A 19,909-nucleotide genomic window follows, 5' to 3' on the forward strand; every position below is an offset into this window, starting at 1 on the left:
TGATGGGATGCTAGATATAATTATTTGGATTTTAATTAGTGCATTATTTTTTCTAAGTTTTGTAGGAGTGATATTTCCTATCATTCCTTCTGTACTTGTACTATGGGGTGGGTTTCTTTTATACCAGTTTGTCATAGACCCAAATGAATTAACCATGTCCTTTTGGATAGGAATGGCCTTGATCACCATTGTACTGATCGCTGCAGACATCATTGCAAATAGTTACTTTGTAAAAAAATATGGAGGAAGTAAATGGGGAGAGCGTGGGGCAGCCATAGCAGTTATCGTTGGTTCATTTATTATTCCGCCATTTGGTGTTTTAATCGTTCCATTTCTAACCGTGTTTATTATTGAATCGCTTCAACAAAGGACTACACAAGAAGCCTTCCGTGCTTCGTTTGGTTCACTTATGGGATTCCTTGGCGGGGCTTTTGCTAAAGTAGTTATACAATTTGTAATGATTATTTGGTTCTTCGTTGTTATTTTATTTTAGAGAGGTAGATGTATGTGAAGAAAGCATTAATTAACATTGATTACACGAATGATTTTGTTGCCAATGATGGAAAACTAACGTGTGGTGAGCCAGGTCAAGCGATAGAATCAAAAGTCGTATCACTTACCAATGAATTTATTGAAGCAGGGGATTATGTTGTATTCGCTATCGATGCGCATGAAGCTGCAGACAGTAATCACCCGGAATTTTCCTTATTTCCTACCCATAATATCATAGGGACCTCTGGAAGAGAGCTTTATGGTAGGTTGGCAGAGGTATATCAAAAAAATAAGGAAAAGCACAATGTTTATTTTATTGATAAGACAAGGTATAGTGCCTTTGCTGGCACAGATCTAGAGATAAAGTTACGTGAACGAGCTATTGATGAACTCCATATTATTGGGGTATGTACAGATATATGCGTATTACATACAGCTGTTGATGCTTATAATAAAGGATTTAAGATGGTTATTCATCAGGATGCAGTAGCTAGCTTTAATTCAACAGGCCATGAGTGGGCTTTAGGGCATTTTGAACACACGTTGGGAAGTACGATCATATAAGAACGGAAATAACTTAATAGACAGAGGGGAAAGAGAGAGTTGTGAGATCCCAGAGCCCCATATATAAAAGCAAAATATACGAGCAAGAGGTCCTCCTATTAACACATGTAGTTTAGTAGCTATAGAACCAGTGTTTAGGGGGGAATATTGATTAAAGATAATATCTGTTTCTAGCTTAGCAGGTTATGAACAAAAACTTGCTGGGTATAGCTGATGCCAATTAACATTCCAAACAATAAACTACTCTAGCTTTGAAAATATCCATAGACTCCTTAAAAAGAAGAATGATTTTTTGCTTGAAAGTTAAGAAAGTATAAAATCAGTGCAATGACTGCGTTAAGCCAAGTAGTTATTTTGAAATGTTTGATGTATATTGGCAATGCTCCGACTAATTACTTCGCTTTCCGCGGGCACGGCCTCAACTAACTTTGCAAAGAAGAACACGTTGCAAAGTGGATTTTCGGCTCGCGCTAATCCCGCAGGAGTCTACGTAATTAGTCTCCGCTATGAGAAGGTGCAACAATTCTTGTCATAAGTAATAGGTTGACTTTTTTTACAATGGGTAAAGTGAAAATCGCTATCCGTGAGTATAAAAGCAGCTGTGTTACTTCATGCTAGCGTTGTAGAGCCTGATATAGCGAAGGCCGGCCACTTCAACTCCTGTGGGAAATGTTTGACCTGAAGATCCACTTTTTTGAGCGGGTTTTGCTAAAAAAGTTAGCTGAAGGACAAACCCCACGGAAAGGGAAGTGGGCAGCCGGAGTGGTGGTCAAGCAGTAGCTATTATTCCATAATAGCTACTAGAGGAAGCGTAAATCTGAGCATGTAGTGATAAGGACGGAGCGAATTTTGCTCAGTTTTTCTAATCCTGCTTCTTAGATGAAAAAGCATCAATAGGACTCATCAGACACCTTACCAGTGGGAAGCGAAGTATATTTCCAGAGCTACTTACACGCACAATTATTTCTAGCTGTGCGTTTTTTCTTTGCAACATACGTTTGTCCTCGTATCATTTTATAGCTGTAAGAATATATGTTTGAACGCTATCGAGCTTTTTTATCGTGAACGAGCTGGAAACGATTTGACGTTGGAGCAAACATATTCTCCGTATTTTCCTTATGGTTTATGGTACGTTTACTTTTGTATTTTTTAGCAGTAACCCCGATTTTAGCCTGTTGAACTTCCTTAATACCATTAATGATTAGTTGCATAGCAAAGATGCTTAACATAAAGGCAAGTAGGGGAAAGAGAATAAGCCAATATTGTCCACTTTTAAATGAATGTACAGTATTCCCAATTACTCCAGACCACTCGTTCGTAAGTGATTTAGGAGGCTCATTGAACATTGCCGAGCCCATAATTGTCCCGCCAAAAAATAGATCCAACATACCTAAGTGGATAAAAATAAATAAGACTTGAATAAATTGTTGCCCAAATAGAATCGTTAGTTTAGGAAATAGATGTGGCATCACGTGATGTCGCAATATATGGAATCTGCTTCCACCAAGAACACTCGCACTCGTAATAAATTCTTGCTGGAGTATGTTAGTTATATCTTTCCCTATCAGCACCGTTGTTAATGGAATAACTAGAACGGTCAAAATAATGATTTCGATAAGAATGCGTTCAGAAATCGTGTAGGATGGCTCCATTTCCCACCCTAATTGAAGAATGGGTTTCAACAAAATATAAGCAATTAATGTAAGTGGTAGAAAGTGAATAGAATCTACTATTTTAGATAACCAGCTTTGTTTACGTTTACTTATTGAAAAAGCAAACAAAATTCCACCACATAAACCGATAGCAACTCGAAGAAAAGCAATTAAAAAGCCAAAAACTAGTGTATATTTTGCTCCAATAATTAACTGATCCAGCAAATCAAATCCCTCTTTATCAGAACCCAATAAAAACGGATGACCAGGTGGATGTGGTGGAGTACTTTTTATTGTAGTACCATCTTCCTCGTAAAATATGTTTGCCTGATCAACATGATTATCCGTAATAATGGAATAGCCAATACTACCACCAATGGTTAGAATAAAGAACAGGCACCCTATTGCAAATTTATAGTTTTTTAGTTGCCTCCTTAGTGAAGCTATTGGAATTCGAGGTAGCAGCTTTTTCCAATGGATTATCTTTATATGTTTCATTACACAGCTAATTGGCTGAAAGGAAGGTATTTTTGCTAAGCCATGCGATTCAAATGTCGTTGATTCATCAACCCAAAGGTCAATTAGCTGAAAGGTAATAAAAAAAGGTGTAAATAGCAGGATAAGTGACACAGCTATGGTCATTGGTGAAAAGCTTTCGATAATGTAAAAGGTAAGCCCATTCACATTAAATATTCTCTCAATGATAAACTGACTCGAGAGTGTTGCCCAAATAATTAGCTTGGATTGGTGAAAAGCACTTGGTAGGATGTTTCTAAACACATGACGAATTAGTATAACGGTTTTGGACAGCCCTTTACTTTTTAAAAACCGTACATAGTCCTTTGAAAACTCTTCCTCAATTAAAAATAGTAGAATTTTGAAAAGAAAGATCATCGGTAAGATAGACAAGGTTATAATTGGTCCAGCGTAGGCACGGTCGTCCATGTAGGAGCCTAATGTAAAAAGTGAGACACCAGTCTTGTTATATATATAAATAACTAGCATTTGTAACAGGACAACGAAAACAAGATCAGGGATCGTTTCTAGAAATTCGAGAAACTGCTTAATACCCTGTACAACCTGTTTTGGTAGGGAGTTGACAAAGAAGGCAAGTATAAATGCGATCGCAAAAGCGGTACATATAGCACTAAACAAAATACTCATGGAGTATGTAAATGGGACCCATAACGTCTTTAAAATGGGAAATTCGCCTATGGAACCTTCTATTTGATAAGTCCATGACCCTGGTTGAATAAAATTGCCAAGGAACTTCCATAGATCATGGAAATAGAGAATGATATTAGTAATATCCCCTTTAGCAAAAAACTGTGGAAACACACTAATGCAAAGTATTCCTATAATACCGAGAAGATAAAATAACGTTACTTTTATGACTACTTTCACAATAAAACACATCTCTTCAGAAAATGGTAAGTATTTTAACAATTATGATGATATGTTAAGTATAGGTCGAAAAATTCAGCTTGTAAAGCGTTGAGCTATTCCCTACTAGAAGGGAAAATGAATATAGAATGGCTCACGCTCTAATCATCTCTCTCTTGACTTTATGAACTGCAAACTATATAGTAAAGTTACATATTTGAAGCAAGGATGGAGAATAGTATAATCTAGGTTGTCTTTTTTAGAGAGGAAATGGTTGCTGCAAATTTCTAAAGACAAAGATTAGAACCTGCTCCTGAGTTCGTCACCGGAGAGTGTGTATCACACTGTAAGGTGTACGCGGGTAAGTCCCGTTATCAATGCAGAGTGTGCAATAGTTCCTATTGTAAACAAGGGTGGTACCACCAACCTCGGTCCCTTATTGGATGGAGGATTTTTTGTGTTTTAAAATAGGTATTTGAATATAAATAATTAACTTATATAATGAGGTGTTTGCTTTGGGAAAGAAAAATAAGCAGTTTGTGGAAAAAATCACTGCAATGGAGGACGATTTTGCCCAGTGGTATACTGATGTTGTTAAGCAAGCAGAGCTAGTGGATTATGGTCAAGTACGAGGAACGATGATTATTAAACCATATGGTTATGCTATCTGGGAAAACGTAAAAAATGAGCTAGATAAAAAATTAAAAGAGACAGGTCATACAAATGTTGCTTTCCCATTATTTATTCCGGAAAGCTTACTTCAGAAGGAAAAGGACCATGTTGAAGGCTTTGCACCAGAAGTAGCTTGGGTTACGCATGGCGGAGAAGAAGAATTAGCAGAGCGTTTGGCGGTCCGCCCAACCTCCGAAGTGCTATTCTGTGATTATTACTCAAAAAATATCCATTCCTATCGCGATTTACCCAAACTATATAATCAATGGGGAAATGTGGTGCGTTGGGAAAAGACAACACGACCATTTTTACGTTCGTCGGAATTTCATTGGCAGGAAGGTCATACTGCACATGCGACAGATGAAGATGCTGCTAAAGAAACAAACCAAATGCTAGGCATTTATGCAGATGTAGTAGAGAACTATTTAGCGATCCCTGTACTGCGTGGGAAAAAGACAGACAAAGAAAAATTTGCAGGCGCAAAATATACATTAACGATCGAAAGCATGATGCATGACGGTAAAGCTTTACAATCTGGGACATCACATCATTTCGGCTCTGGTTTCGCTGAAGCCTTTGATATTACCTATCTTGATGAAAATGGGGAAAGCCAATTTGTTCATCAAACTTCATGGGGGCTTTCAACAAGAATTATGGGAGCATTAATTATGGTGCATGGTGATAATCGTGGTTTGGTGATCCCACCACGTATTGCGCCTACGCAAGCAATGATCGTTCCAATTGCTCAACATAAAGAAGGAGTACTAGATAAAGCGTATAATCTTCGAGATCAATTGAAAAATTTGATACGTGTTGAGATTGACGGTAGTGATAAAATGCCTGGCTGGAAATTTAATGAATATGAAATGAAGGGTATTCCGGTACGAATTGAAATGGGGCCTAAGGATATTGAAAAAGAGCAGGTAGTTCTTGTACGTCGTGACACAGGAGAAAAAGAATTTGTTTCATTATCTGAGCTTGAACAGCGATTACCTGCATTATTAGAGGAAATTCAGCTTCATTTATATAATAATGCCAAGAAACATCGAGATGAAAAAACAACAGTAGTGACAAATATGGAAGAGTTCGCAAAAACATTGAACGATAACCCTGGGTTTATCAAAGCAATGTGGTGTGGCGATCAAGCATGTGAAGAGAAAATCAAAGAGGATACACTTGCAACTTCTCGCTGTATTCCTTTTGAACAAGAACAAGTTTCTGATACATGTGTATGTTGTGGAAAAGCAGCAAAAGAATTAGTTTATTGGGCAAAAGCTTATTAATGATAAGCGTTAAAACATAAGTTTTTATCACAAGGGCGCAACTTTGCGCTCTTTTTTGTAAGTTAAGAAAGTATAAAATCAGTGTAATGACTGCGTTAAGCCAAGTAGTATTTTGAAATGTTTGATGTATATTGGCAATGCTCCGACTAATTACTTCGCTTTCCGCGGGCGCGGCCTCAACTAACTTTGCAAAGAAGAACACGTTGCAAAGTGGATTTTCGGCTCGCGCTAATCCCGCAGGAGTCTACGTAATTAGTCTCCGCTATGAGAAGGTGCAACAATTCTTGTCATAAGTAATAGGTTGACTTTTTTTACAATGGGTAAAGTGAAAATCGCTATCCGTGAGTATAAAAGCAGCTGTGTTACTTCATGCTAGCGTTGTAGAGCCTGATAATAGCGAAGGCCGGCCACTTCAACTCCTGTGGGAAATGTTTGACCTGAAGATCCACTTTTTTGAGCGGGTTTTGCTAAAAAAGTTAGCTGAAGGACAAACCCCACGGAAAGGGAAGTGGGCAGCCGGAGTGGCGGTCAAGCAGTAGCTATTATTCCATAATAGCTACTAGAGAAAGCGTAAATCTGAGCATTTAGTGATAAGGACTGAGCGAATTTTGCTCAGTTTTTCTAGTATACATGGGGATTAATAAGAAGCAATTGATGAATAGTGTGTGACAAACGTTTATATGTTAGTGCCCTTTAGATAAAGTAATAGGATTGGCATAAAATAACTATTGCATGAGTATACACAATATGTTATAAATATACATATTAATTAATAAATATGCATACAGGTGGGAAGCAAAATGAATGATCCATTATTTGAAAATATAACTAAAATTCATGGAGATTTATGTGAGATCAGCCGTTATCTATATGAACATCCTGAATTAGGGGACCGAGAGTATAAATCTATGAAACAATTAACAGATTTATTAGTCAGCCATGATTTTACTATTGAGACGGGTACAGCTGGTAGACCAACCGCTTTTAAAGCTGTATTTAATGGTGAGAAGCCTGGACCTGTTATTGCCTACTTAGCAGAGTATGACGCCTTACCAGAGGTAGGACACGGATGTGGTCATAATTTAATTGGAACAATGAGTGTAGGTGCAGGAATTATTCTTAGCAAGCAGGTAGCTGAAATTGGTGGGAGCGTTGTCGTTCTTGGTACACCAGCTGAAGAAACAAACGGAGCAAAGGTTCCTATGAGTGAGCAAGGTATTTTTAATGAGATCGATGTAGCAATGATGGTCCATCCAGGTGATCAATCGTATGAAAGTGGTGATTCACTGGCAATGGATGCTATTCAGTTTGCTTACTTTGGGAAATCCTCCCATGCTGCTGCTTCTCCTGAAAAAGGAATAAATGCTTTAGACAGTGTGATTCAACTATTCAATGGGATTAATGCATTACGTGAACATTTACCTGACGATGTACGAATTCATGGGATTATTGCTGAGGGAGGTAGTGCAGCAAATGTGGTACCAGATAAGGCTGTCGCTCAGTTCTATATTCGAGCAAAAGAGCGAGCTGTATTAAATGATGTCGTAACAAAAGTTATGAACATTGCTAATGCGGCTGCCATGATGACAGGTGCCAGATTAGAATCATCTAATTATGAACTCAGCTACGACAATATGATAACAAACAAGCAATTGTCTAACGTTTTCTCAAAGCATTTACAAGATATATCCGGTGTACCTGTACTTCCAGCGAAGCAGAGTTATGGATCCATTGACATGGGAAATGTTAGTCATGTCGTTCCAGCAATTCATCCTTATATCGGGTTGGATGAGCCTGGCTTAGTTGCACATACGAAGGAATTTGCTGATAAGACAATTACAGCAAAAGGGCAGCAAGTTATTGCGGATGGTGCATTAGCATTGGCTAGGACTGGCTATGAGGTCATTACAGACTCTGTCTTGTTAAAAGCAATACAAACAGAATTTCATAAATAATAACAACAGATAAAGAAAATGGGGCGAAAAACATGAAAAAAACAATAGGTATCATTTTTCTTTCTACAATAATCGTAGGTTTGTTATCAGCTTGTGGTAGTAGTGAAGATTCCACATCAAATAATTCAAAGTCTGCTGATGAGGAGGTATTGAAAATGGCAACCTCAGCTGATTTTCCTCCTTTTGAATCACGAGATCCACAAGGTAATTTTGAAGGATTCGATATTGACTTAGCGCATCTGATTGCTGATGAATTAGGGTATGAATTACAAATCGAAGATATGAAATTTGATGGATTAATTGGTGCATTACAGGCTAATAGAGTAGATATGGTTATGTCAGGGATGAGTGCTACAGAAGAACGTAAAAAAAATGTTGATTTCTCTACAGAATATCATCACTCTGGGGAAAGCTTCTTGACAGGTGCTGAATCCAATATTAAAAGCCTTGATGATTTAAAAGAAAAAACAATTGGTGTGCAGTTAGGTACGATTCAAGAAGAGGGAGCAGAAATCTTAGCAGATAAATACGATTTTGAAGTTAAAAAAGTGGATAATGCTGGTTTACTTGTACAGGAATTGAATTCGAATCGAATTGATGTTGGGTATATGGATAAAACGGTTGCCAAGGGTTATATCAACGAGCAAGGATTAAAAGGGTTTGATGATCCAACGACAAGCTCGCCTGGAATGGGCATTGCTTTCCCGAAAGGAAATGGACTTGTGGATGATGTGAATGATGTATTAAAAAAATTAGAGGAAGATGGAAAAATAAAAGAATTGGAAGAAAAATGGCTGTCAGATATGGAGTAGGCTAACGTCTATTCAATTAACCATAAGTTACAGCAAACGTTTCTATTTTGTACAAGATGCATGTAGGTAGCACGTTAGTAGTATTTGTAATTGGATAAACATCGTGGTTATCTCGATAATCGATTATTAGGATTTGCTGCCAACTACACTCTGTAATAACAACGAGAGAAAAGCGAGGTGATAAGGCATGAATTTGGATTTCAGCCAAATCGTGCCTTATATTCCTTTTATACTAGAAGGAATATGGGCTACATTAAAATTTGTTAGTGTTTCCATTGTGATAGGTTTTATCTTAGGTACAGTATTGTCATTATGTAAAATTACAAACATCCCTGTACTAAAATGGGTAGCGGATGCTTATACATCGATATTCCGCGGAACTCCCCTCATATTACAGCTTATGATTATCTATTATGCTGTACCACAATTAACTGGTTATAATATATCTGCATTTCTATCTGCTGTGTTAGCTTTTGGGCTGAATTCTGCTGCTTATATCTCAGAAATTATTCGTGGTGGTATCCTTGCAATTGATAAAGGACAGACGGAAGCTGCTGAGGCTTTAGGCGTTCCGTATAAGCCAATGATGTTAAATATTATCTTACCACAAGCTTTTAAAAATATACTGCCTGCAATGATGAATGAGTTTATCACGTTAACAAAGGAATCAGCACTTGTTTCTACAATTGGTTACTTAGATATTATGCGAAGAGCACAAATTGCTGGCGCAGATTTATACCGGAATTTTGAAGCATTATTATTTGCTGGACTAATTTATTGGGTAATGGTTTATATACTTACTTTACTAGGTAGATTGATAGAACGGAGGCTTCGTCAAAGTGATTAAAGCAAAGAATCTTACAAAAGTATTTGATAAAAATATAGTCTTAGATCAAATTTCTACAACCATTCATCAAGGAGAAGTTGTAACGATTATTGGTCCATCTGGTTCGGGAAAATCAACATTTTTGCGCTGTCTAAATTTATTGGAAGACCCAACGGAGGGGCAAATATATATAAAAGAAAAAGAGATTACGAAGCTTAAAACAAATAAATTAGAAATTCGTAAAAACATCGGGATGGTTTTTCAACATTTTCATTTATTTCCACATATGACGGTGTTAGATAACGTTAGTTATGCACCGCAAAAGGTGAAGGGTGTAGAAAAACGAGAGGCAGAAGCAGTTGCAAGAAAGTTATTAGCTAAGGTAGGGTTAACAGATAAAGAGAATACCTATCCGAATCGATTATCTGGTGGGCAGAAGCAGCGAGTGGCAATTGCTAGAGCTTTAGCAATGGAGCCAGAAATTATGTTGTTTGATGAACCTACCTCCGCATTAGATCCTGAAATGGTTAAAGAAGTACTAGATGTAATGAAGGATTTAGCAAAGACAGGGATGACGATGGTAATTGTGACACATGAAATGAATTTTGCGAAGGAAGTGGGCGATCGTGTGCTATTTTTAGATAACGGTAAGCTGGTAGAGGAGGCGGTACCGTCCGTTTTCTTTGACAAGCCTACTACAGATCGTGCGAAGGTTTTCCTAGAAAAAGTACTTTAAAAGAAGATATGGACATAAGTGTATGTTAGATAATAAAAGTCGAACAATCATTCGATACGTTTTGGTACCAACCCCGGGGAAGTTAGAGTGAAAAATCTAACTTCTGGGTGTAACCACCAATTCGTTCTTATTCGCCTAGTGAGGTTTCATGTACAATATGCACAGTCTCTGCGGATCTATAAAATATGCTGGGCTAGCTCTGATATTATCAATCCGAAAATGTCATTTAGTCGGATGACGAGGTCGAATTTCCTAATAGAGGGAATCTGGAGCTTGTATCTATTTAAAGTTGTACATAAAAAAAGATGGTTATCCTTGTAAAGCTACCTCAATATCTGTTTTGATCTGTTCTGGTTTTGTTTGTGGAGCATATCGATTAATTACTTCCCCTTGTTTGTTTACTAAGAACTTGGTGAAATTCCATTTGATCTGTTTCGTAAGAAAACCTTTAGCCTCTTCTGTTAAATAGTTAAAAAGGGGATGGGCATTTTCACCTTTAACATCAACCTTACTAAACATTGGAAAGGTAACTCCATAATTAATCTGGCAGAATTCCGAGATTTCTCCTTCTGTTCCTGGATCCTGATTATTAAACTGATTGCAAGGAAATCCAAGTACTTGAAATCCTTGATCCTTGTAAGCATTGTATACGTTTTGTAATCCTTCGAGCTGTGGAGTAAATCCACATTTGCTTGCTGTATTTACAATTAACAATACCTCACCTCGGTAATCGCTTAATGACTTTTCTTTACCACCTATCATTTTAGCTTGAAATTCATAGACACTCATAAAAAAGCCTCCTTTTAAAAAAAGGATAGCAAGTTGATGTGGGCATGTCAAAGCGGGGATTACATAGTTTTCCCCACAAAGAATAGCTTCCTAACACCAAATGTTTCTCTTTAATAGGGGGTGAATCGCTTTTGAAGATAGGAAGATTTTCTTTATTATGGAGAATATCATTATTAAAAAACTTAACAATAAGCACGCCCGATTAGAAAGATAGCGACTGGAGTGAGTCAACGGAGATAAAGGAATCACGGTGAGCTTGTAAACCGATAATGACTTAGATTAGGGCAATTCGTGAAGTCACCTCGTTTCTGGGCGCTGAGTTGGACGTGGCTCAATATGTTCATATTTATCACATAGTCAAATTTTATAATTTCCTAGACTACAAAAAAGCCCCCAATTGTTCATATGACAACAATCAGGGGCTGAATGAAAATGTTAAATTTCTTGCTTTAATGTTTCACCTAGTTTTTGCAAGCGTTCTTCTACCTCTTCTTGTGATAGCTCATGTTCTTTTACATACAAGTTCCGAGGGCTAACACGGCACTCATGCGTACAGCCTCGTAAATATTTGTGCTCATTTTCTTCTGAGCAGAGAATTTGTTTATTACATTCTGGGTTTGCACAGTTTATATATCTTTCGCACGGTTCGCCATCGAAATAATCCACGCCGACTACTACGTGTTCTTTTTGGTTTACTGGTACGGAAATACGTTCATCGAATACATAGCATTTACCATCCCATAATTCACCTTGCACCTCAGGATCCTTACCATACGTAACGATTCCACCGTGTAATTGATTAACATCTTCAAATCCTTCTTCTAACAGCCAACCAGAAAACTTCTCACAGCGGATACCACCGGTACAATAGGTTAGGACCTTTTTATCCTTAAACTGATCCTTGTGTTCACGAATCCACTCTGGTAATTCACGGAAGGTTTTTATATCTGGGCGAACTGCTCCGCGGAAATGTCCTAAATCGTATTCATAATCATTCCGTGCATCAATAACGATTGTGTTTTCATCCTGCATTGCTTCGTAAAATTCTTTCGGAGATAAATGATTACCTGTAGTTTCTAAAGGGTTTATATCATTTTCTAATCGAAATGTCACTAGCTCTTTACGAGGACGAACATGCATTTTTTTGAAGGCGTGATCTGCAGCCTCGTCAATTTTGAATACCATGTCTGCAAAACGAGGGTCCTGATGCATTGCTTCCATGTATGCTTCTGTTTGTTCGATTGTACCTGAAACAGTACCATTGATCCCTTCTTGGGCTACTAAAATTCTACCTTTTAATCCCAATTCCTTACAGAATTTCAGATGTTCCGCAGCATAACCTTCAGGGTCATCAATTTGAACATACTGATAGTACAATAATACTTGATAATTATTGTTTTTCTCCATGTTGTTTACCACCTATCATTTATATTTGCAAGATACAAATGTTTGGTAGTCGATATTCAATTTTTTCTATCTTGCAACAGATATTATACCAATGTTTCATAAGAAATTCAAAATGGGTTTTATTTAGATGCATTTCAGTTTCTTTTTGCTGTTTGAAAAGGGAAGCTCACTAGCACACTTTTGATTAATTTAGATAAATTCTTTAAAAATAGGGTCTGTTTGTAGAATATCAAGAATCTGATTTGTTACAAAAGATGTATTATTCTCCTCATTCCATAAGACGGAGGTAGAGCTGAATAATTCAATATTATTGAGTTTTAATATTTTGATTTTATTATTCTCTAGTAAACTCGTCATATCAGATGGCATTAGGGAAACACCTAAATTATTGGATACAAGATGATAAATAGATAATAATGCTGAACCAGTACATAACTTTTTTGGAGAAAACCCAGCAGTAAGACACGCTTTATCTAGTAGAAATTGTAAAGGATTCGTATGATCATCACTGTAATGAATAAATGTTTCGTTTTTTGCGTCTTGGAGGTCTACAGAATCTCTTTGGGCTAATGGGTGATTTTTTGCTACAACTAGTCGTAATGGATATTTTTTAAATTCGAACAGCCTTAAATCGTTGTTTAGGAACTCTTCTTTATAAATAGGAGTTCGAATGAAGGCAAGATGATAGTGCTTTTGTTTCATAAATTCAATAGCCTTCGCTGACGTAGTTTCATGTGTATAAACGTCGATATCTGGAAAATCGGTTAGCATTTTTATTAATAGTTTAGGGATGAAAATACTTGCTGCTGATGGCACAGCAGCAATTTTTATTTTAGCCTTAGGAATCATTTTTTGTGTAGTCATGAAATCTAATGTCATTTCAATATCGTTGAATGATGTAGATAGCTTGTTGAAGATAAAGGCCCCTTCTTCTGTTAGAGCTACTTTTCTAGTGGTACGATTTAATAGCTTAAACCCTAGTTTACGCTCGAGATCAGAAATTTGTTGGCTTAAGCCAGGTTGGGATATGTGTAAAGCCTTGGATGCCTCGCTAAAACTAAGATGCTTTGCAACTTCTATAAAGTATCGTAATGTTTGTAGACTCATGTAAGGGCTCCTCTTATATGCTTATATAAGTACTGTATTAATAACTGTTAATTATAATATTATAAAAATTATATATTTTTATAATTCTATCGTCAATATTATAATGATTGAAACTAGAGCTCTTAAAACAGGCTTTCTAATCAGGTCAAACATAATCGTATTAAGGAGTGCCAACTATGCATAATAATAAGTGGTCTATTTTTGAATCCTATGTCAATCAGCTCATGTTGGATGGGCATGTGCCGGGTGCAGCTGTCGCTGTCTCGAAAAATGGGGAAACTATATATATGAATGGTTTCGGTTATCGAGATGTGAAAAATAAAAAACCTGTTACTGTAGATACGATTTTTGGTATCGCCTCCATAACGAAATCCTTTACAGCATTAGCAATTATAAAATTGGAGTCGGAAGGAAAGCTATCAGTTGATGATCCCGTGATTAAGTATTTACCAGATTTCCAATTGAAAACGGAAGATATGTCTCAAATAAAGATACACCATTTGCTATCCCATACAGTAGGACTTCCGCCAATTGAGCGTTATCAAGAATTAAACCGCTTTCATGAGCATATCTCCTATTTAGCAACTATTCATGAACGTCCTTTAGGTAAACCGGGAGAATATTTGAGTTACTGTAACGATCTATATTTATTGTTAGGTGCCATCATTGAGAAAGTGACTGGAAGACTATTCCGGAAATACATGATCGAAGAAATTATAGCTCCACTAGAAATGCATCGTACTACATATAGTACCGAAGATATTAAAAAGTTCGGGAATGTAACGGTGCAGTATGACTATGATCCTGTTGCGAAATCATTTCAATCCAATCCTTGGGAAAACCTTGGTAATTATGAAACAAGTGGAGGGCTTCGTTCGACGGTCGTGGATTTGATAAAGTATGGAAATGTCTATGTAGATACACTTGCGTCAGAACAATCAACTTGGCAGCATATAAACTATCAAAAGATGTGGAAGCCAGTTTTTCCAATTGGTAAAAATGAATGTTATGGATATGGGGTAAGAACAGAGCAAGATTATTTTGGATATCAGCTAGTAAAGCATGGTGGGAGTTTGCCCGGTGTTTCTTCATATTTTGGTTTTATACCAGAAGAGAAAATAGTAGTAGCAGTTCTGACAAATGTTTCTGGTGGTCCGAAAATAGACATCTGGAAAGCTGCGCTACATACAGCTTTAGGGATACCAATTAAACAGAAGAAGAAGGAAGCGCCTGACTATCATCTTTCACCTAAGGAACTTCAAGCATTGGTAGGTACTTATGCGACGAACAAGAAGGGAAGCCGATTAGAAATTCGAATCATAAATAATGTACTCGTTGCTGAAACCAACGGTCATTCATCTGTTGTTAAGGCTATTGATTATCAGACTCTAGTAATAAAAGACAGTGGAAAAGTAGTGAAGTTTTTTATAGACGACAATGGTGTTGCTTGGGCAGCATTCATCAATTTAAGAATGTTGCCGCGTGTTGAAGGAGCTGCTGTCTAATACTTGGAGGAGCTAGATATGAATGTTATTGATACACATTGTGATGCATTGGTTAAAATGCAGGTTGCTAAACGGGAGAGAGATCAAATACTGAAATATAAGGATTCCAATCAATTAACTACAAATCTATTGGAGTTGCAAAAAGGAAAGGTAGTTGTACAGTTTTTCGCAATATTTATCAAACCTTATGTACCTGCTGAAAAGAAATGGGAATATGCATTAGAACAGATAGAAATCTTCCATTCCGAAATCATTGGTAAGAACCCGACGATGAAACATATTAAACATTGGCAAGATATTGATACGCTTAAGAAAGGGGAAATTGGTGCAATCCTAACATTAGAAGGCGCAGAGCCCTTTGGAAATAAACTAGATAAATTGGAATATCTGTACAGTGCTGGGATTTTATTAATTGGTTTAACATGGAACCATGCCAATCTCTGTGGAGATGGTGCAGGAGTAGCGAATGCAGGTGGTTTAACTCCGTTAGGAAAAGAAGTTATTAAACGAAATAATAAGAATGGTGTTTTTACAGATGTATCTCACGCTTCTGTAAAGGGATTCTGGGATACAATTGAAATCGCTGATTATCTCATTGCCAGCCATTCCAATGTGCGTAGTATTTGTGATCACCCTCGTAATCTATATGATGACCAAATTAAAAGTATGCTAGATTGCCAAGGGCTTATTCATGTAGTATACAATCCCCCCTTCATAAATAAAAAGCGCGTCACAACTATTGCTGATTTAATCAAGCATATTGACCATCTATGCTCACTAGGGGGTGTGAATAATATCGGGTTTGGTTCTGATTTTGATGGAGTTAAAACGTTTGTGAACAAACTTGAAAGAGCATCCCATTACCAGAATTTAATTAATGAATTGTTGAAATTTTATACAGAAGACGAAGTAAAAGGGTTTGCCTATCAAAACTTCCTACGGCATCGACCTTTACGTACAACCAACAACTTATTTGTTTGATGAATAAATTTTAAGTGAGGTGTTAATTTGTTGGAAGAATTATCGGATTATTTAAAAATAAATGGAGCTGAACAACCAAAGAAAGTACCAAATAGTAATAAAATCACTTATGTGCATCGAGGTAATGGCTTGCCGCAACTATATGAATTCGATCTTGTAACGAGAGAAGAAAGGCCGTTCGTGTTGACGGACGGAAGAGTGCTCTCCGTGAATCATTCCAAGAGCGGAATGTATACGGTTCTAGGCATAGATTATAAAGGAAACGAAAAAAAACAATTATTTCTCTATCATCAGCAAACGAAAAAATTAAAGAGACTCGTATACGCTTTAGACCATTTTCATACTTTTGGAGACTTTTCTCCTAATGAAAAGAAAATAATCTATACTTCTTATCAAGAAGAGGAGCAAGGCTATCACGTCCACATTATAGATGTAGAAACAGAGAAAGGAGATCTTCTTTTTCGTTGTGAAGGTGCATGTACCGTCGTTAAATGGATGAAGGATTGCGATCATGTAGTAGTACAACTACAGGAAACGAATATTGATTCCTCTTATTGGATAATTAATTTACAAGACTTATCTAAGGTAAGAATTGGAGTAAAAGATAAATTAGCTCGTTATCAATCCGTAGTATTTTCAAAAAATCAGGAGAAAGGCTTTTTGCTTTCAGATGTTAATAGCGAATATATGCATTTATATCAATTCTCATTATCTCATCCACAAGAGCTCATTCCTGTTATTCAATCCATTCCATGGGATATAGAGGAGATGAAACTTTCAAAGGACGAAACAAAAATAGCTCTCACTGTTAATCAAGGTGGAGTTTCACTCATCTACGTATATGACATTGCCAATAACAGCTTAAAAAAGATGGAAGAATTACCAATTGGTGTAACATCACATATCACATGGCTGGATAACCGTTCCTTCTTTTTTCTGTTAAAAGGACCACAAATGCCTGGGGAAGTACATATCTACGATCTTCTAAAGAGGACATTGACACGATTGACGGATACTGGTTATTCCGATGCATTACAGCTAAGAAAATACAATCCGGAGATGTGCGCATTTAAATCGTTTGATGAGCTGGAAATTCCCTATTTCTATTACGCAAATAGTAAAAATCCAAAAGGTGCCGTTATTTATGTTCATGGTGGGCCAGAAAATCTATCCAGAGTGGACTTTAATCCAATTCTCCAAGGACTCGTTCATATGGGGATTTCCGTATTTGTTCCAAATATACGAGGGAGTAAGGGTTTTGGGAGGAAATATTTATCCTTGGATGATCGAAGAAAGCGTTTAGATGCAGCGAAAGATATTAAGGCTCTTGCTCAGGTTGCTTTTGATAAACACGGTATTCAGAAAGACAAGCTGGGCATCATGGGAAGAAGCTACGGTGGTTTTATCGTCAATACGGTCATTGGACATTATCCGAACTTATGGTCAGCAGCAGTATCCATTGTTGGTATATCACATATTCGTACATTTTTAGAGAAAACCGGTTCTTATAGACGGTTATTAAGAGAGTACGAATATGGGTTTTTATCAGAGGACAAGTCCTTTTTTGATGAAATATCCCCTCTTTGCCATGCGAAGCAGGTGAGTGTGCCTCTTTTGATGTGTCATGGACAAAATGATAGTCGTGTCCCAGTTGAAGAATCGAAGCAATTTAAAGAGAAATTAACGAAATTGGGTAAGGATGTGACACTAATTATCTCTGAAGAGGATGGCCATCAAATGGGGGGACAGACCAGTAGTATGGCTAGTTATCAATCGATGCAATTTAAGGTGGGAGAATTTTTTGATAGATACTTAAACTAATGGGAAGTAATTTTATGTCAATATAGGGAGGAATGTTATGTACATCATTAGACGTGTCCTTACGATGTTATTAACTGTATGGGTAATTGCGACATTGACATTTATTTTGATGAAGCTGATTCCCGGAGATCCTTTTTCTACAGAAGAAGGAGCGCTACCAGAAGAGGCACTTGAAAATCTATATGCGAAGTATGGCCTTGATGACCCTTTACCAATTCAATATCTTACATATATGAAGAATTTATTGACGTTTGACTTAGGAATCTCTATGGAGGGTAGTGGAAGGTCAGTAAATGATATTATTGCTTCTGGTCTGGGGGCTTCAGCGACACTAGGACTACTAACGCTACTTATCGCCTTAGTATTTGGTGTTACGTTAGGAATTATAGCTGCTTTATACCATAATAGTATTTTTGATTATACAGCAATGGTAATAGCAACAGTTGGAATTTCAGTACCTAACTTTATACTTGCACCACTATTAATGAAATTCTTAGCCGTTGATTTACAAGTATTTCCTGTTGCGAATTGGGGAACGTGGCAGCATGCTGTGCTACCATCGATAGCTTTGGCATCTGGGCCATTAGCAATTATAGCCCGTTTTGTCCGCTCGAGTATGCTTGATGTTATAAATCAAGATTATATGAAAACTGCAGATGCAAAGGGGTTACCAACATATCGTATCCTCTTTTTGCATGGTATCCGTAATGCCATATTACCTGTTGTATCTTTTATTGGACCACTATTTGTATCTTTAATTACAGGCACACTAGTGATAGAACGCATATTCTCTGTACCGGGTATTGGACGGTACTTTGTGGATAGTATATTTAACCGAGACTACACGGTAATCATGGGAACTACTATTTTTTATAGCGTTATTCTAGTTGTTGTCTTATTTTTAATTGATGTTTCCTATCGATTTATCGATCCACGGATTACATTGACTAGTAAAGGAGGATCATAGATGAGTAAGGAAGCAAGGGAATTATTATTTGAGCCAGTTAGGCAACAAGATCGATTATCTGAAAAGATCGTTCGACCAAGCTTATCTATTTGGCAAGAAACGGCTATCAATATATTAAAAAATAAACTAGCGTTACTTGGTATAGCATTACTTCTTATCATCACGTTTTTTGCAATCGCAGGGCCGTCTATGGTTCCTTATTCCGCCTCTGAACAGGAGCTTACCAAGAATAATCTTCCTCCATCTAGTGAGCATTGGTTTGGAACAGATGATTTGGGGCGTGACGTATGGGCGCGTACTTGGCAGGGGGCAAGAGTTTCTCTAACCATAGGTTTAGTGGCTGCTTTATTAGATTTAATTATTGGTGTAACCATTGGTGGCGTATCTGGATACATGGCTGGAAAGGGGAAAAAGGGTGACCGAATAGATAATATATTAATGCGTATCGTTGAGGTGCTATATGGTATTCCATACTTACTCGTTGTTATATTGCTGATGGTAATTATGGAGCCAGGCATGCTAACAATTATTATTGCTTTGTCTGCCACGGGTTGGGTTGGCATGGCTCGAATTGTCCGCGGGCAAATCCTACAATTAAAATCCCAAGACTATGTACTAGCTGCAGAAAAGTTAGGTACGAGTCATGCCAAGATAATTAGAAAACATTTAATTCCGAATACGATGGGGATCATCATTGTTAATCTTACATTTTCAGTTCCATCCGCTATATTTTCTGAATCTTTCCTAAGTTTTCTGGGGCTGGGTGTTCAAGCTCCCTTTGCGAGCTGGGGTACGATGGCTAATGATGCCTTAGGAGTTGTTATTGGTGGACAATGGTGGAGGCTTTTCTTCCCCGCTCTTATGATCTCGTTAACGATGTTTGCATTCAATGCTTTTGGCGATGGATTGCAAGACGCTTTAGATCCAAAGGTACGCAAAAAGGGAGGAAAATAACGG

At 37.3% G+C, this 19,909-nt stretch carries 17 protein-coding genes and 1 other annotated feature; of the genes, 13 read left to right on the forward strand and 4 right to left on the reverse strand.

Annotated features, from left to right (window positions below; translation table 11 throughout):
• Positions 1–7: 7 nt before the first annotated feature.
• Positions 8–493 carry a DUF456 domain-containing protein gene (locus D9782_RS08315; RefSeq protein ID WP_026683121.1) on the forward strand — a complete coding sequence of 162 codons (486 nt, stop codon included), beginning with the start codon at positions 8–10 and terminating at the stop codon, positions 491–493.
• An 8-nt stretch (positions 494–501) separates the two neighbouring features.
• Positions 502–1,056: a cysteine hydrolase family protein gene (locus D9782_RS08320; protein ID WP_200862601.1), complete on the forward strand. Its 555-nt coding sequence runs from the start codon at positions 502–504 to the stop codon at positions 1,054–1,056.
• A 1,043-nt stretch (positions 1,057–2,099) separates the two neighbouring features.
• On the opposite strand, the gene D9782_RS08325 is transcribed toward D9782_RS08320, so the two are convergent.
• Positions 2,100–4,112 (reverse strand): ABC transporter permease subunit, encoded by a 2,013-nt coding sequence (locus tag D9782_RS08325; RefSeq protein ID WP_162986355.1) that lies wholly within the window; start codon positions 4,110–4,112, stop codon positions 2,100–2,102.
• Positions 4,113–4,307: 195 nt separating this feature from the next.
• Positions 4,308–4,531 (forward strand) — a binding site (T-box leader).
• 75 nt (positions 4,532–4,606) lie between these two features.
• Here D9782_RS08325 and proS point away from each other — a divergent pair.
• The 6 genes from proS to D9782_RS08355 all read left to right on the forward strand — a co-directional run bounded on the left by proS (position 4,607) and on the right by D9782_RS08355 (position 10,375).
• Entirely contained in the window at positions 4,607–6,046 is a 1,440-nt protein-coding gene (proS, locus tag D9782_RS08330; protein WP_121604504.1) for a proline--tRNA ligase, read from the forward strand.
• 341 nt (positions 6,047–6,387) lie between these two features.
• Entirely contained in the window at positions 6,388–6,585 is a 198-nt protein-coding gene (locus tag D9782_RS08335; protein ID WP_121604505.1) for a hypothetical protein, read from the forward strand.
• Positions 6,586–6,846: 261 nt separating this feature from the next.
• The gene (locus D9782_RS08340) at positions 6,847–8,001 is read left to right on the forward strand and encodes a M20 family metallopeptidase (protein WP_121604506.1); all 1,155 of its coding nucleotides are present in this window, start codon (positions 6,847–6,849) and stop codon (positions 7,999–8,001) included.
• Between the two features lie 32 nt (positions 8,002–8,033).
• Positions 8,034–8,813 carry an ABC transporter substrate-binding protein gene (locus D9782_RS08345; protein ID WP_121604507.1) on the forward strand — a complete coding sequence of 260 codons (780 nt, stop codon included), beginning with the start codon at positions 8,034–8,036 and terminating at the stop codon, positions 8,811–8,813.
• Between the two features lie 187 nt (positions 8,814–9,000).
• On the forward strand, positions 9,001–9,660 hold the full coding sequence (locus D9782_RS08350; protein WP_026682732.1) for an amino acid ABC transporter permease: 660 nt from the start codon (positions 9,001–9,003) through the stop codon (positions 9,658–9,660).
• A complete protein-coding gene (locus D9782_RS08355; RefSeq protein ID WP_121604508.1) occupies positions 9,653–10,375 on the forward strand; it encodes an amino acid ABC transporter ATP-binding protein in 723 nt (240 codons plus the stop codon). Before D9782_RS08350 ends, D9782_RS08355 begins: the two co-directional genes overlap by 8 nt.
• A 309-nt stretch (positions 10,376–10,684) precedes the next feature.
• Here the strand turns inward: D9782_RS08355 and D9782_RS08360 are convergent, their stop codons facing one another.
• The 3 genes from D9782_RS08360 to D9782_RS08370 all read right to left on the reverse strand — a co-directional run bounded on the left by D9782_RS08360 (position 10,685) and on the right by D9782_RS08370 (position 13,678).
• Positions 10,685–11,164, reverse strand: a complete 480-nt coding sequence (locus D9782_RS08360; RefSeq protein ID WP_026682730.1) for a glutathione peroxidase — start codon at positions 11,162–11,164, stop codon at positions 10,685–10,687.
• A 435-nt stretch (positions 11,165–11,599) separates the two neighbouring features.
• Positions 11,600–12,571 carry an oxygen-dependent tRNA uridine(34) hydroxylase TrhO gene (locus D9782_RS08365; RefSeq protein WP_026682729.1) on the reverse strand — a complete coding sequence of 324 codons (972 nt, stop codon included), beginning with the start codon at positions 12,569–12,571 and terminating at the stop codon, positions 11,600–11,602.
• A gap of 189 nt (positions 12,572–12,760) precedes the next feature.
• The gene (locus D9782_RS08370) at positions 12,761–13,678 is read right to left on the reverse strand and encodes a LysR family transcriptional regulator (RefSeq protein WP_051388442.1); all 918 of its coding nucleotides are present in this window, start codon (positions 13,676–13,678) and stop codon (positions 12,761–12,763) included.
• 176 nt (positions 13,679–13,854) lie between these two features.
• Here D9782_RS08370 and D9782_RS08375 point away from each other — a divergent pair, with 176 nt between their 5' ends.
• Genes D9782_RS08375 through D9782_RS08395 form a run of 5 tightly spaced genes read left to right on the forward strand, consistent with a single transcriptional unit; the run spans position 13,855 to position 19,906 of the window.
• A complete protein-coding gene (locus D9782_RS08375) occupies positions 13,855–15,183 on the forward strand; it encodes a serine hydrolase domain-containing protein (protein WP_121604509.1) in 1,329 nt (442 codons plus the stop codon).
• Positions 15,184–15,201: 18 nt separating this feature from the next.
• Positions 15,202–16,164 (forward strand): dipeptidase, encoded by a 963-nt coding sequence (locus D9782_RS08380; protein ID WP_121604510.1) that lies wholly within the window; start codon positions 15,202–15,204, stop codon positions 16,162–16,164.
• 30 nt (positions 16,165–16,194) lie between these two features.
• Positions 16,195–17,985: a S9 family peptidase gene (locus D9782_RS08385; protein ID WP_121604511.1), complete on the forward strand. Its 1,791-nt coding sequence runs from the start codon at positions 16,195–16,197 to the stop codon at positions 17,983–17,985.
• Between the two features lie 37 nt (positions 17,986–18,022).
• The gene (locus D9782_RS08390) at positions 18,023–18,952 is read left to right on the forward strand and encodes an ABC transporter permease (protein WP_026682725.1); all 930 of its coding nucleotides are present in this window, start codon (positions 18,023–18,025) and stop codon (positions 18,950–18,952) included.
• On the forward strand, positions 18,953–19,906 hold the full coding sequence (locus D9782_RS08395) for an ABC transporter permease (protein ID WP_121604512.1): 954 nt from the start codon (positions 18,953–18,955) through the stop codon (positions 19,904–19,906).
• Positions 19,907–19,909: the final 3 nt, after the last annotated feature.

The organism is Virgibacillus sp. Bac332 (genome assembly GCF_003667785.1).
GTDB lineage: Bacteria > Bacillota > Bacilli > Bacillales > Amphibacillaceae > Virgibacillus > Virgibacillus salarius.

What these genes read in the sequence shown, in the direction of transcription:
- D9782_RS08375 (WP_121604509.1), top strand. Translation starts at nt 13,855, where the DNA reads ATGCATAATAATAAGTGGTCTATTTTTGAATCCTATGTCAATCAGCTC.
- D9782_RS08350 (WP_026682732.1), top strand. Translation starts at nt 9,001, where the DNA reads ATGAATTTGGATTTCAGCCAAATCGTGCCTTATATTCCTTTTATACTA.
- D9782_RS08320 (WP_200862601.1), top strand. Translation starts at nt 502, where the DNA reads ATGTATGTGAAGAAAGCATTAATTAACATTGATTACACGAATGATTTT.
- D9782_RS08345 (WP_121604507.1), top strand. Translation starts at nt 8,034, where the DNA reads ATGAAAAAAACAATAGGTATCATTTTTCTTTCTACAATAATCGTAGGT.
- D9782_RS08390 (WP_026682725.1), top strand. Translation starts at nt 18,023, where the DNA reads ATGTACATCATTAGACGTGTCCTTACGATGTTATTAACTGTATGGGTA.
- D9782_RS08360 (WP_026682730.1), bottom strand. Translation starts at nt 11,164, where the DNA reads ATGAGTGTCTATGAATTTCAAGCTAAAATGATAGGTGGTAAAGAAAAG.
- D9782_RS08370 (WP_051388442.1), bottom strand. Translation starts at nt 13,678, where the DNA reads ATGAGTCTACAAACATTACGATACTTTATAGAAGTTGCAAAGCATCTT.
- D9782_RS08365 (WP_026682729.1), bottom strand. Translation starts at nt 12,571, where the DNA reads ATGGAGAAAAACAATAATTATCAAGTATTATTGTACTATCAGTATGTT.
- D9782_RS08340 (WP_121604506.1), top strand. Translation starts at nt 6,847, where the DNA reads ATGAATGATCCATTATTTGAAAATATAACTAAAATTCATGGAGATTTA.
- D9782_RS08395 (WP_121604512.1), top strand. Translation starts at nt 18,953, where the DNA reads ATGAGTAAGGAAGCAAGGGAATTATTATTTGAGCCAGTTAGGCAACAA.
- D9782_RS08315 (WP_026683121.1), top strand. Translation starts at nt 8, where the DNA reads ATGCTAGATATAATTATTTGGATTTTAATTAGTGCATTATTTTTTCTA.
- D9782_RS08380 (WP_121604510.1), top strand. Translation starts at nt 15,202, where the DNA reads ATGAATGTTATTGATACACATTGTGATGCATTGGTTAAAATGCAGGTT.